Origin of the sequence: Actinosynnema mirum DSM 43827 (assembly GCF_000023245.1) — a bacterium.
GTDB classification, from domain to species: Bacteria; Actinomycetota; Actinomycetes; order Mycobacteriales; family Pseudonocardiaceae; genus Actinosynnema; species Actinosynnema mirum.
This window is the reverse complement of record NC_013093.1, coordinates 277524-290015: the sequence shown is the minus strand read 5'-3', so window position 1 is coordinate 290015 and position 12492 is coordinate 277524. Positions and strand designations below refer to the sequence as shown.

Below are 12492 nucleotides of genomic sequence, written 5' to 3'. Positions count from 1 at the left end.
AACGACAAGCTAGCGCGCCGAACGCTTTCCGAACCTGAGAAGAAACCCGGCGAGGGCCGGTCGACGCCCATTCCGGTGAGCGGAAAGCCGCTCCATCATTGACGCATGGAACAGGTGTGCCCGGTCGCCCCGAAGCTGGACTTCGGCGGGACCACGCCGTACGAGGACTACGTGCGCGCCTCCGTCCTGCACACGTTGCAGCGGCAGGCGTCCGACGACCCGCGCGAGATGTCGTTCCTGGTGACGACCCAGGTGATGGAGCTGTACTTCGGCCTGCTGTGCTTCGAGTGGCGGCAGGCGCAGAAGGAGCTGCGGGCGGACGACGTGACCGCGGCGGTGCGCACGCTGCGCCGCAGCGAGCTGCACATGCAGGCGCTGAACGCGGCGTGGCGGCCGATCGCCCGGATGACGCCGGGCGAGTTCAACTCGTTCCGGGACGCGCTCGGCGAGGGCTCGGGCTTCCAGTCCGGCCGCTACCGCGAGGTGGAGTTCCTGCTGGGCGAGAAGTCCCGGTCGATGCTGGTGCCGCACCGCTCGGCGCCCGCGCAGCACGACGCGCTGGAGGCGCTGCTGAGCGAGCCGAGCCTGTACGACGACGTGCTCGCGGCGCTGCACCGGCGGGGGCTGGACGTGCCGGACGAGCTGCTCAAGCGCGACTTCGCCGAGGCGTACGCGCCGGACGAGCGGGTCGAGGCGGTGTGGGCGCACGTCTACCGGGAGGGTCCGAGGGACCTGCTGGAGCTGGGCGAGGCGCTGACCGACGTGGCCGAGGAGTTCTCCCGCTGGCGGCACGACCACCTGCTCGCGACGCGGCGCTCGATGGGGTCCAAGGTGGGGACCGGCGGGTCGGCGGGCGTGGCGTGGTTGGAGAAGCGCGTGCGCCGGGCCGTGTTCCCGGAGCTGTGGACCGCGAGGAGCTACGTGTGACCGACCCGCTCGCCCACGTCAGGGAGCTGTTCGACCTGGCCGACGACGTGGTGTACCTGGACGGCAACTCGCTGGGCGCGCCGCCGAGGGCGGTGGCCGAGCGGCTGGACGACGTGGTCCGCAGGCAGTGGGGGCGCAGGCTGATCCGCTCCTGGTCGGAGGGCTGGTGGGAGGCCCCGCAGCGGGTCGGCGACCGGATCGGGCGGCTCGTGGGGGCCGCGCCGGGGCAGGTCGTGGTGGGCGACTCGACCAGCGTGAACCTGTTCAAGGCGCTGGTGGGGGCGGTGCGCGGCACCGACCGGTCCGAGATCGTGGTGGACGCGGGCACGTTCCCGACCGACGGCTACATCGCCGGGTCGGCGGCCGAGCTGACCGGGCTGTCGCTGCGCCCGGCCGACCCGGACGACCTGCGGCTGGACGAGCGCACGGCGGTGGTGCTGCTCAACCACGTCGACTACCGGACCGGGCGGCTGCTGGACATGGCCGGGCTGACCGAGCGGGCGCACGAGGTGGGCGCGAAGGTCGTCTGGGACCTGTGCCACAGCGTCGGCGTGCTGCCGATCGAGCTGGACGCGCTGGGCGTGGACCTGGCGGTGGGCTGCACCTACAAGTTCCTCAACGGCGGCCCCGGCTCGCCCGCGTTCCTGTACGTGCCGAGCGCGGCGCAGCCGGGGTTCCGGCAGCCGCTGACCGGCTGGACCGGGCACCGGGAGCCGTTCGCGATGGCCGCCGAGTACACCCCGGACGCCGGGATCGGGCGGGCGCGGGCGGGCACGCCGGACATCCTGTCGATGCTGGCCCTGGACGCCGCGCTGGACGTGTGGGACGGGGTGGAGCTGGCGGACGTGCGGGCCAAGGGGCTGGCGCTGACGGCGCGGTTCATGGAGCTGGTGCGGGACCTGCCGGGCATCGAGGTGATCACGCCCGCCGACGGGCGGCGCGGCCACCAGGTGTCGCTGCGGCACCCGGAGGCGGCGCGGCTGATGGCCGAGCTGATCGCGGGCGGGGTGATCGGCGACCACCGGCCGCCGGACGTGCTGCGGTTCGGCTTCGCGCCGCTGTACAACACGTTCGACGAGGCGGAGCGCGCCGCGAAGGCCCTGGAAGAGCTGCTCTAGGCGGCGGCGTCCGCGATGCCCTGGGCCTCGCGGGCGCCCGCTTCCAGCGCCGCGCAGCTGAACGTGATCCACCGCGCCACGCCCTCGGGCTCGCCGGTGGAGAACCCGTGCAGTGCCGCGTCGTACTCGGAGCGCCTGCGCAGGCACCACACCTCGGGCACGCCCAGGCTCTTCGGGTCGAGCCCGGTCGCGATGGAGGCCAGCCGGGACGCCGCGCGGGCGACCACGCCGTTGGCGGTGTCGAACGGGGTCAGGGCCATCAGCTCGCCGTGCACCACGGCCACCACGAGCGGGCCGGGGGCGGACGTGCCGCCGGTGACCAGGCCCGCGAGCAGGTCGAGCCGCTCGGCGACGCCGGGCACCAGCCGGGGCCTGCCCAGCTCGGTCCCCAGGTCGGCGGCGGCGAGGACGTGCAGCTTGGCCAGCGCCTGGAGCGGGGCGCGCTGCCAGGTCGGGAACACCACGCCCAGCGACTCGGCGACGCGCAGCGCGCCCGCGAGCACGGGGTCGGTGACCTCGCCGTCCTCGGGGATCGTGGTGGGGCCGCCGTCGAGCGCGGCGGACGCCCTGGCCGCGCGCACCGAGGCCTCGGCCGCCGTGGTGGCCCAGCCGCGCAGGTTGACGCGGTGCCGGTGCACCCGGAACACGGCGTCGCGGGCGGAGGCGACCGCGTCGGCGACGCCGGGCAGGTCCAGCAGCGGTGCGAGCGGATCGGTCACGCCGGGTACGGTACCCGCCGGTAAGTGGCCTCCCGGACTTTCTCCTGGAGTGGTCGTTCTGGAAGTCCACATGTCGACTTAACGTCACGGCATGACCTGGTTCGACCGCCCCGTGCTCAGCGATCCCCACGTCCGGCTGGAGCCGCTGACCCCGGACCACGCCCCCGGACTGCTCAAGGCGGGCGCGGACCCCGGCGTGTGGACCTGGCTGAGCAGCCGCCAGCCGACCGACCTGCCCGCGATGGCCGCGTTCGTGGACCGGGCGCTGACCGACCCGGACCGGGCGCCGTGGGCGCAGGTCGACCCGGCCACCGGCGAGGTCGTGGGCACCACCTCGTACTACGAGGTCGACCCCGAGCACCGGAACCTGTGCATCGGCCACACCTGGATCGGCGCGCCCTGGCAGCGCACCCCGCTGAACACGGCCGCGAAGCTGCTCCTGCTCACCCGCGCGTTCGACGGGCTGGGCGCGCTGCGCGTGGGCTGGCACACCGACATCCGCAACGAGCGCTCGCAGCGGGCCATCGCCCGGCTCGGCGCGACCCGCGAGGGGGTGCTGCGCGCGCACCGGATCAGGCCGGACGGCACCGTCCGGGACACCGTGGTGTTCTCGGTGACGGCGCCGGAGTGGCCCGGCGTGCGTGACCGGCTCGTGGCACGACTGGCCGAGTGACCGGCCACCACCGGGTGTGAGCGAGGTCACCCACCCTTACCGCTGGTCGCAATTGAGGTGTCATTCGGCGGATTAGCGGTGGTCCGTGACGTGGGACACGGGTTACACAGTTACCCATGTGTTTCACAGCCGCCGTATTGGTCTGAACCATGTCGGGGTGCTGTGAGCGGGACCGCCCCCAGGGGTGCCCACCACGGCCAAGGATTCAGGAGGTCTGCCCGACATGACCAAGCCGAACGAGAACGGCCCGACCCTGGACAACCTGCTGACCGAGAGCCGCACGTTCCCCCCGTCCGAGGAGTTCGCCGCGCAGGCGAACGCCACCCAGGCGCTGTACGACTCGGCCGCCGCCGACCGCGAGGCCTTCTGGGCCGAGCAGGCCGACCGGCTGACCTGGGAGCGGAAGTGGGACCGGGTCCTCGACTGGTCCGACGCACCGTTCGCCAAGTGGTTCGTCGGCGGCAGGCTCAACGTCGCCTACAACTGCGTCGACCGGCACGTCGAGTCCGGCCACGGCGAGCAGGTCGCCATCCACTGGGAGGGCGAGCCCGGCGACAGCCGGACCATCACCTACGCCGACCTCAAGCGCGACGTCTCCAAGGCCGCCAACGCGCTGGCCTCGCTCGGCGTCGGCGCCGAGGACCGGGTCGCCATCTACATGCCGATGGTCCCCGAGGCGATCGTCGCCATGCTGGCCTGCGCCCGCATCGGCGCGCTGCACAGCGTCGTGTTCGGCGGCTTCTCGGCCGAGGCGCTGCGCACCCGCGTCGAGGACTCGCAGGCCAAGCTGGTGATCACCACCGACGGCCAGTACCGGCGCGGCAACCCGGCCCCGCTCAAGCCCGCCGTGGACGAGGCCGTGTCGAAGGCCGCGAGCGTCGAGCACGTGCTGGTGGTGCGGCGCACCGGCGGCGAGGTGGCCTGGACCGAGGGCCGCGACCTGTGGTGGCACGAGCTGGTGGACGGCCAGTCCGAGGAGCACGCCCCCGAGGCGTTCGACTCCGAGCACCCGCTGTTCATCCTCTACACCTCGGGCACCACCGGGAACCCCAAGGGCATCCTGCACACCTCCGGCGGCTACCTCACGCAGACCGCCTACACGCACCACAACGTGTTCGACCTCAAGCCGGACAGCGACGTCTACTGGTGCACCGCCGACATCGGCTGGGTCACCGGGCACAGCTACATCGTGTACGGCCCGCTGGCCAACCGGGTCACCCAGGTCGTCTACGAGGGCACCCCGAACACCCCGCACGAGGGCCGCCACTGGGAGATCGTGCAGAAGTACGGCGTCTCGATCTACTACACCGCGCCGACGCTGATCCGCACGTTCATGAAGTGGGGCGCGGAGATCCCGGCCAAGCACGACCTGTCGTCGCTGCGGGTGCTCGGCAGCGTCGGCGAGCCGATCAACCCCGAGGCGTGGATCTGGTACCGGGAGAACATCGGCGCGGGCAAGGCGCCGATCGTGGACACCTGGTGGCAGACCGAGACCGGCGCGATCATGATCTCGCCGCTGCCCGGCGTGGTGTCCACCAAGCCCGGTTCGGCGCAGCGCCCGCTGCCCGGCGTCGGTGCGAAGGTCGTGGACGACCAGGGCGTCGAGGTCGGCCCCGGCGGTGGCGGCTACCTGGTGCTGGACGAGCCGTGGCCGTCGATGCTGCGCGGCATCTGGGGCGACGACGCGCGCTACCGCGACACCTACTGGTCGCGGTTCGCCGAGGAGGGCTTCTACTTCGCGGGCGACGGCGCGAAGTACGACGCGGACGGCGACATCTGGCTGCTGGGCCGGGTGGACGACGTGATGAACGTGTCCGGGCACCGGATCTCCACCACCGAGGTGGAGTCCGCGCTGGTGTCGCACCCGACCGTGGCGGAGGCGGCGGTGGTCGGGGCGACCGATCCGACGACCGGGCAGGGCATCGTGGCGTTCGTGATCCTGCGCGGCGGGGTCGCCGCGGGCTCGGACGGGGCCGAGGCGATCAAGGCGCTGCGCGACCACGTGGCCAAGGAGATCGGGCCGATCGCGAAGCCCAGGCAGATCATGGTCGTGCCGGAGCTGCCGAAGACCCGCTCGGGCAAGATCATGCGCCGCCTGCTGCGCGACGTGGCGGAGAACCGCCAGGTCGGCGACGTGACGACGCTGGCCGACTCGTCCGTGATGGACCTGATCTCCTCCGGCCTGAAGAAGGGCTCCGGGGAGGACTGAGCGCGCGGACGGCCAGGACCCGGCGGGCGTCCCACCACTTGGTGGGACGCCCGCCGTCGGTTACCCTTGGTCACAGGTGAGCCGGGAAGTCTGGTCGGCACGTCATCAGCCGTGCCCAGACTACGGAGCAGCCCCTTGTCCTCCCCCGCCCGCAAGCCCGCCGCCGACTTCGCCCGCTACCTGCGCACCGAGACCACCGGCGGCATCGTCCTGCTCGTGGCCACCGCGATCGCGCTGCTGTGGGCCAACTCCCCGCTCGGCGACTCCTACACCGCGCTCCGCGAGACGCACCTCGGCCCGCTCACCATCGGTGACTGGGTCAAGGACGGCCTGCTCGCGGTGTTCTTCTTCGTCGCCGGGCTGGAGCTCAAGCGCGAGCTGGTGGTCGGCGAGCTGAACAGCCTCAAGGCCGCCGCCCTGCCCGTGATCGCCGCGGTCGGCGGCATGGTGGTCCCCGCGCTGGTCGCGCTCGGCTTCTCCTGGGGCGAACCGGGCGCGGGCCAGGCGTGGGCGATCCCGATGGCCACCGACATCGCGTTCGCGCTGGGCGTGCTGGCGATCGCCGGGTCGGCGCTGCCGAGCAGCGTCCGGGTGTTCCTGCTCAGCCTCGCGGTGGTGGACGACCTGGGCGCGATCGCGGTGATCGCGGTGCTGTTCACCTCCGGGCTGGAGCTGCTCGCGGTGCTGGCCGCCGTCGCGCTGCTCGCCCTGTACGCCTTCCTCCAGCACAAGCGGGTCACCGCGACCTGGCTCTACGTCCCGATCGCGGTGGGCGCCTGGGTCGCGGTCCACGAGGCCGGGGTCCACGCCACGATCGCCGGGGTGGCGCTCGGGCTGCTGACCCGCGTGCGCGCCGACGAGGGCGAGGACGAGGCGCCCGCCGCGCGCCTGGAGCACCGGTTGCAGCCGTGGTCGGCCGGGCTGGTGGTGCCGCTGTTCGCGCTCTTCGCGGCGGGCGTCCCGATCGGCGGGGACGCCCTGCGCGCGCTGGTGGACGACCCGATCGCGCTGGGCGTCGTCGCGGGTCTGGTGCTGGGCAAGGTGATCGGCATCCTCGGCTTCTCCGCGCTGGCGGTGCGGCTGAGGCTCGCGGTGTGGCCGAGCGGGGCGGGACCGCGCGACGTCGCGGCGGTGGGCGTGCTCGGCGGCGTCGGGTTCACGGTGAGCCTGCTGATCGCCGACCTCGCGCTGGCCGGCGAGGCGGCCGAACGGGCCAAGGCCGCGGTGCTGATCGCGTCCCTGCTGGCGTCGCTGATCGCGGCCGTCCTGCTGGTGCGGCGGGGCAGAGCGCACCGGGACTCGGACTGATCACCGGGTGATCGATCGCGTGATCAGCCGGTCGAGCGGCCTCGCGCCAGGGGGCGTGGCACGATTGTGCGGTGACCACCCCGAGTGAGAACACGCCGCCTCCAATCCCGTCGATCCCGCTGACGGCGGAGAACGCCTCGACGATCGCCGGGGAGACCTCGATCGGCGGGCTGGTGCGCGACGCGACAGCCCACGTGTCGACCCTGCTGCGGGCCGAGGTGGAGCTGGCCAAGGCCGAGGTGACCCACGAGGTCAAGCGGGGGCTGAAGGGCAGCGTCTTCTTCATCCTGGCGCTGGTGGTCCTCTCCTTCAGCCTGTTCTTCTTCTTCATGTTCGTGGCCGAGCTGATCGCGGTGTGGCTGCCCGTCTGGGCCGGCTACCTGATCGTCTTCGGCCTGATGATCGGCATCACGGTCCTGCTCGGGCTCCTGGGCTACCGGAAGATGAAGACGCTGCGCGCCCCGACGCGGACGATCGAGTCCGCGAAGGAGACCGTCGCGGTGCTGCGGCGCCGCGACGACCAGGACGACACCCCCTGAGCCGGGCCGTGGCGCCGCCACCGGACCCGTCGTCCGCGCGGATACCCGGCCCGTGGGCGCACCGCGACGTGTCCGCCAACGGCATCCGGCTGCACGTGGCCGAGCTGGGCGACGGACCGCTCGTGCTGCTGCTGCACGGGTTCCCCGAGTTCTGGTGGTCCTGGCGGCACCAGCTGGTCGACCTGGCCGAGGCCGGGTACCGGGCGGTGGCCGTCGACCTGCGCGGGTACGGGGACTCGGACAAGCCGCCGAGGGGCTACGACGGGTTCACGCTCGCCGGTGACGTCGCCGGGCTGGTCAAGGCGCTCGGCGAGCCCAGGGCGCACGTCGTCGGGCACGCCTGGGGCGGGATGCTGGCCTGGGTGGTCGGCGCGCTGCACCCCCGCCTCGTGCGGTCGGTGACGGCCGTGTCCGCGCCGCACCCGCTGGCGCTGCGCCGGGCCGTGCGGCGCAACACCGCCGGGCAGGCGCGCGCGCTGGGGCACCTGCTGCGGTTCCAGCTGCCGGTGCTGCCGGAGCGCTCCCTGCTGGCCGCGAACGGCGCCCGCGTCGGCGAGCTGCTGCGCGCCTGGGGTGGCGCGGGGTGGACGGCCTCGCCGGAGTTCGCCGAGGTGGTCGAGCGGAACACCGCCGCCGTGCGCATCCCCGGCGTGGCGCACAGCGCGCTGGAGTACCACCGGTGGGCGGTGCGCTCGCAGGTGCGCAGCGACGGGCGGCGGTTCGTGGAGGCGGTGTCCCGGAAGCTGGAGGCCCCGGTGCTCCAGGTGCAGGGCGCCCGCGACCCGGTGATGCTCGCGCAGACCGCGCTCGACTCGGCCCGCTGGCGCGGTCCGGACTCGGTGCTGCGGGTGCTCCAGGACGTCGGGCACTTCCCGCACCAGGAGGACCGCGCCGAGGTCAGCCGCGTGATCGCGGGCTTCCTGGCCGAGCGGTAGCCGGGCGCCCTCGGGGGGCGCCCGGCCTCAGCGCCTGGTTCGCGGGATCAGGACGCGCAGGTCTGCGTGGGCGCGCGCCGCACCAGCCCCGGCGCCTTGGCCACCTCGTCGGCGACCTCCTGCGGGGTCAGCACGAACCCGGTCTCCTGGTCGTCCACGGCCGCGCCGAACACCACGCCCATGACCCGGCCCTCCCGGTCGACCAGCGGGCCGCCGGAGTTGCCGCTGCGGACCTTCGCCCGGATCGTGTAGACGTCCCGCGTCACGGTCTGCGCGTCGTAGATGTCCGGCCCGCGCAGCATGGGGATGCGCTCGCGCACCCGCGCCTCGGACGCCGTGTACGGGCCGTCCAGCGGGTAGCCGAGCACGATGCCGTCCTCGCCCTGGTCGATCTCGTCGGTGCGGAACTGGAGTGGCTGCGCGTCCAGGTTCGGCACGGCCAGGATCGCCAGGTCGGTCTGCGCGTCGTAGTGCACGACCGTCGCGTCGAACTTGCCCTGGCCGACCTCGATGCTGACCTCGGTGGTGCCCGCGACGACGTGCGCGTTGGTCATGACCCGCTCCGGCGCGATCACGAACCCGGTGCCCTCCAGCGCCCGCGAGCACGAGGGCGCCCGGCCGCGCACCTTCAGCACGCTCGGCCGCAGCCGCTGCACCACGGGGTCGCCGCTGAGCTCGGGGTCGGGCGGGGAGACCTCCCTGAGCGGGGTGCGGTTGAACGGGTCCATCGCGGCCGGGAAGCCGGACACGTCGAACAGGTTCTGCAGGTCCTCGGACAGGTCGCGGGCCGCCTGCGGCATCGCTCCGTCCACGGTGGACAGGATCGCGGACTGGTTGAGGCCCTTGGCCAGCGTCGGCAGGCCGGCCACCGAGGTGAGCGGCAGCGCGATCATCCACGCCACCACGAACACCACCGCGCCCTGCACGACCGCGCCGAGGGCGTTGTCCACGCCGCGCAGCGGGGTCGCGTTGACCTTGGACTTGACCGCGCGTCCGATGTAGACGCCCAGCGTCTCGCCGAGCGCGACCAGGAGCACCACCACGCCGACCGCGAAGACGACCTTGGTCACCACGTTGTCGAAGCGCGACACCACCACGGGCGCGAGCTGCGTGCCCAGCAGCAGGCCGACGAGCACGCCGATGAAAGCGGGCACGGCCACGACCATGCCCTGCCTGGCGCCCGACACCGCGGCGAACGCGGCTATCGCCAGCACCAGCAGGTCTACCCAGTTCACCCGGTTCCTCCGCCCGTCAGGCTAGGTGGCGCGCAGCGCCGAGTCGAGGTCTCGCACGTCGGTGGCGTCCCACGGGCGCTCCCAGCCGCCGAGCCGGAGCAGCCCGCTGACCAGTCCGGCGGTGAAGCCCCACACCAGCATCCCCGGTGCGGAGAACGCGGGTCCGGTGTAGCCGGACGGGTGCGAGACGCGGAACCGGTTCGCCGGGTCGGCGAGGTGGGCGACCGGGATGCGGGCGACGGCCGCCGTCTCGCCGGGGTCGACCGGCGCGACCGGGACCGGGGTGCGCCAGTGCGCGAGCACGGGCGTGACCAGGAACCCGGACACCGGGACGTGCAGCTCGGGCAGCAGGGCCACCGGTCGCACGCCCTCGGCGAGCACACCGGTCTCCTCGAACGCCTCGCGCAGCGCGGTGCCGACGGGGCCCGAGTCCTCGGGGTCGGCGGCGCCGCCGGGGAAGGCGACCTGGCCGGGGTGGGAGCCGAGGGTGTCGGCGCGGCGCAGCAGGAGCAGGTCGGGGCCCCGGTGGCCCTCGCCGAACAGCATGAGCACGGAGGCCGCGCGGCCGGTGAAGGCGGGCGGTTTCGGGTAGTTGAGGAAGGTGTCGGCGTCGGCGTCCACCGCGGCGGCGGCCAGGCCGCGCATCCACTCGGGCAGCTCGCCGAGGTCGTCGACCAGCCGCTCGGGGGCCCCGCCGGGGGCGAGGCCCGCGGCGCGGTCGGCGTCGTGGCCGGTGACGGGATCGGTCGTCCGGTCGGTCATCCGACCACCTCGCGGACCTGATCGACGCTGGTGAACACGAGCGGGTCGGTCACCGGGGTGATGGAGCCGTCCGCGCCGACCAGGAAGCTGGCGGGCAGCGTGGGCGGGACCTTGAAGGCCCTCAGCAGCGCCTCGGAGTCGTCGACCAGCGACGGCAGGTGCACGCCGATCCGGGAGAGCAGGTCGAGGCCGTCCGCCTCGCCGCTCTTGACCTGGACGCCGAGCACCGGGATCGCGCCGGGGCGCTGGGAGTAGTCGTCCAGCACGCGCAGCTCCTCGCGGCAGGGCGCGCACCAGGACGCCCAGAAGTTGACCAGCACCCGGCCGGACAGCGCGGTCGCGGCGTCGACCCGCTCACCGTCGCCCAGGCACACGGCGGTGGCGCCGCGCAGCGCCTCGGGACCCGCGCTCGTGCTCGTGGGGCCCGCGCTCGGGGACGCGGGGCTCGGGGACGCGGCATTCGCGGAAGCGGGGCTCGCCGAGTTCCCCGAGAACTGGTCGCAGGGCCGCAGCGCGGCCTTGTTGCGCGCCACGCCCAGGTCCGCGCGCTGGGACGTGTCGCGCTGGGGCTGGGGGATCACCGGGCTCGCCGGGTCCTCGCCCCTCGGCCACAGGGCGACCACGCCCGCCACCGCGAGCACCAGGACGACCACCGACCACCGCGCCGCCGCGCTCACCCGAGCCGCTCCCCCGCCCGCACCCGCTCGGCCAACCCGATCAGGTGCTCCGCCTCGTCGCCCTTCACCAGCTTGGCAGCGCGGACCGGATCGGTGGGGCCCGTCCCGAAGGACGGGCACTGGGGCGCGAGCAGGCAGGCGCCGCACGCGGGCGTCCTGGCGTGGCACACCCGGCGCCCGTGGAAGATCGTCCGGTGGGAGAGCAGGGTCCAGTCCTTGCGCTCGACCAGCGCGCCGACGGCGTGCTCGACCTTGACCGGGTCCTCCTCGGTGGTCCAGCCCCAGCGGCGGACCAGCCGCCCGAAGTGCGTGTCGACGGTGATCCCCGGCACGCCGAACGCGTCGCCGAGCACCACGTTCGCGGTCTTGCGGCCGACGCCGGGCAGCTTCACCAGCTCGGCCTGGGTGCCCGGCACCTCGCCGTCGTGCCGCTCCACGATCTCGGCGGCCAGCCCGGAGATCGCGGCGGCCTTGTTGCGGTAGAAGCCGGTCGGGCGGACCAGCTCCTCCAGCTCGGTCCGGTCGGCGGCGGCGTACTCCTCGGCCGAGCGGTAGCGCGCGAACAGCGCCGGGGTGACCTGGTTCACGCGCTTGTCGGTGCACTGGGCGGACAGGACGACCGCGACGAGGAGTTCCAGCGGGGTGGTGAAGTCCAGCTCGCAGTGCGCGTCCGGGTAGCCGACGCCGAGCACCCGCACCGTCCGGCGGGCCCTGCGGACGAGTCCCAACCGGGTTTCCGGCCGTGCTCCGCCCCGCGCGCCACCCACCATGCCAAAAGGCTACCGGTGGCGCGGACCACCCTCGCGCCACGGCGGGAGAGGTCACACGTGGTGAGCCGCCGTCCATTTCCACCCGGCTGTCCGCTTCGCGTTCTGCGGTGCGTCACCGGTTCCGCACGGGGAGTGGTCCGGGCGCGACGGGGAACCCCCGAGCAACCCCGGAGCGGTTCCGGACGTCCATTTCCTCGCACGCGCGCCACGCGCGCGAAGAGACCCCCTGCCAGTGCGCCCGAAAACGGGATGCGCAAGGATCGGAGCCATCATGACTGCCTGGTTCGTCATCGCCGTTCCGATCGTGATCATGTTCTTCGCGCTCTTCATGGAGCGCGTCGAAGCCCGCCTGCGGCACGTCGCCGTGCAGGAGGACGAGGTCGAGGAGTTCCTCGAGTCCGCGCGCCCCGACGAGGTCAAGGCGCTCTACGGGCACGGCATCGGCCGCGCGCTGGAGCTGTTCCGCCTGCGCCGGTTCGGCGGTCGCTCGAAGAACCTGCGGTCGCGCCCCCGCCGCTAGGGCGGGCACCAGCGTTGATCAGGCCCAACGGGGCTCCCCCCGGTGGGCCGCGTCGCGCTGTCCGGACTGTGCCGACGGCGCGCCCGAAAGGCGATCCCGA

At 73.5% G+C, this 12492-nt stretch carries 13 protein-coding genes; 8 read left to right on the top strand and 5 right to left on the bottom strand.

Annotation, left to right across the window (positions count from 1 at the left end; all coding sequences use genetic code 11):
• Positions 1-105: 105 nt before the first annotated feature.
• Positions 106-927 carry a tryptophan 2,3-dioxygenase gene (locus tag AMIR_RS01360; RefSeq protein ID WP_012782898.1) on the top strand — a complete coding sequence of 274 codons (822 nt, stop codon included), beginning with the start codon at positions 106-108 and terminating at the stop codon, positions 925-927.
• A complete protein-coding gene (kynU, locus tag AMIR_RS01355) occupies positions 924-2045 on the top strand; it encodes a kynureninase (RefSeq protein WP_012782897.1) in 1122 nt (373 codons plus the stop codon). Before AMIR_RS01360 ends, kynU begins: the two co-directional genes overlap by 4 nt.
• Here kynU and AMIR_RS01350 read toward each other — a convergent pair.
• Positions 2042-2764: a Fic family protein gene (locus AMIR_RS01350; RefSeq protein ID WP_012782896.1), complete on the bottom strand. Its 723-nt coding sequence runs from the start codon at positions 2762-2764 to the stop codon at positions 2042-2044. The genes kynU and AMIR_RS01350 overlap by 4 nt on opposite strands.
• A 91-nt stretch (positions 2765-2855) precedes the next feature.
• Here AMIR_RS01350 and AMIR_RS01345 point away from each other — a divergent pair, with 91 nt between their 5' ends.
• From AMIR_RS01345 to AMIR_RS01325, 5 genes are all read left to right on the top strand, one after another.
• Entirely contained in the window at positions 2856-3437 is a 582-nt protein-coding gene (locus AMIR_RS01345) for a GNAT family N-acetyltransferase (protein ID WP_012782895.1), read from the top strand.
• Positions 3438-3660: 223 nt separating this feature from the next.
• A complete protein-coding gene (gene acs, locus AMIR_RS01340; protein WP_012782894.1) occupies positions 3661-5646 on the top strand; it encodes an acetate--CoA ligase in 1986 nt (661 codons plus the stop codon).
• A 135-nt stretch (positions 5647-5781) separates the two neighbouring features.
• Positions 5782-6954 (top strand): Na+/H+ antiporter NhaA, encoded by a 1173-nt coding sequence (gene nhaA, locus AMIR_RS01335; RefSeq protein ID WP_012782893.1) that lies wholly within the window; start codon positions 5782-5784, stop codon positions 6952-6954.
• Positions 6955-7025: 71 nt separating this feature from the next.
• Positions 7026-7493 (top strand): phage holin family protein, encoded by a 468-nt coding sequence (locus AMIR_RS01330; RefSeq protein WP_012782892.1) that lies wholly within the window; start codon positions 7026-7028, stop codon positions 7491-7493.
• Between the two features lie 8 nt (positions 7494-7501).
• The gene (locus AMIR_RS01325; RefSeq protein ID WP_012782891.1) at positions 7502-8428 is read left to right on the top strand and encodes an alpha/beta fold hydrolase; all 927 of its coding nucleotides are present in this window, start codon (positions 7502-7504) and stop codon (positions 8426-8428) included.
• A gap of 47 nt (positions 8429-8475) precedes the next feature.
• On the opposite strand, the gene AMIR_RS01320 is transcribed toward AMIR_RS01325, so the two are convergent.
• From AMIR_RS01320 to nth, 4 genes are all read right to left on the bottom strand, one after another.
• Entirely contained in the window at positions 8476-9663 is a 1188-nt protein-coding gene (locus tag AMIR_RS01320; RefSeq protein ID WP_012782890.1) for a MarP family serine protease, read from the bottom strand.
• A 21-nt stretch (positions 9664-9684) separates the two neighbouring features.
• The gene (locus AMIR_RS01315; protein ID WP_085945064.1) at positions 9685-10308 is read right to left on the bottom strand and encodes an NUDIX hydrolase; all 624 of its coding nucleotides are present in this window, start codon (positions 10306-10308) and stop codon (positions 9685-9687) included.
• A gap of 113 nt (positions 10309-10421) precedes the next feature.
• Positions 10422-11102: a TlpA family protein disulfide reductase gene (locus AMIR_RS01310; RefSeq protein WP_012782888.1), complete on the bottom strand. Its 681-nt coding sequence runs from the start codon at positions 11100-11102 to the stop codon at positions 10422-10424.
• Entirely contained in the window at positions 11099-11872 is a 774-nt protein-coding gene (gene nth, locus AMIR_RS01305; protein ID WP_012782887.1) for an endonuclease III, read from the bottom strand. Before nth ends, AMIR_RS01310 begins: the two co-directional genes overlap by 4 nt.
• Positions 11873-12143: 271 nt before the next feature.
• On the opposite strand from nth, the gene AMIR_RS01300 reads away from it, so the two are divergent.
• Positions 12144-12392 carry a hypothetical protein gene (locus AMIR_RS01300; RefSeq protein ID WP_012782886.1) on the top strand — a complete coding sequence of 83 codons (249 nt, stop codon included), beginning with the start codon at positions 12144-12146 and terminating at the stop codon, positions 12390-12392.
• The last annotated feature ends 100 nt before the right edge of the window (positions 12393-12492 follow it).

What these genes read in the sequence shown, in the direction of transcription:
- AMIR_RS01360 (WP_012782898.1), top strand. Translation starts at nt 106, where the DNA reads ATGGAACAGGTGTGCCCGGTCGCCCCGAAGCTGGACTTCGGCGGGACC.
- AMIR_RS01345 (WP_012782895.1), top strand. Translation starts at nt 2,856, where the DNA reads ATGACCTGGTTCGACCGCCCCGTGCTCAGCGATCCCCACGTCCGGCTG.
- acs (WP_012782894.1), top strand. Translation starts at nt 3,661, where the DNA reads ATGACCAAGCCGAACGAGAACGGCCCGACCCTGGACAACCTGCTGACC.
- AMIR_RS01315 (WP_085945064.1), bottom strand. Translation starts at nt 10,308, where the DNA reads ATGCGCGGCCTGGCCGCCGCCGCGGTGGACGCCGACGCCGACACCTTC.
- nth (WP_012782887.1), bottom strand. Translation starts at nt 11,872, where the DNA reads ATGGTGGGTGGCGCGCGGGGCGGAGCACGGCCGGAAACCCGGTTGGGA.
- AMIR_RS01300 (WP_012782886.1), top strand. Translation starts at nt 12,144, where the DNA reads ATGACTGCCTGGTTCGTCATCGCCGTTCCGATCGTGATCATGTTCTTC.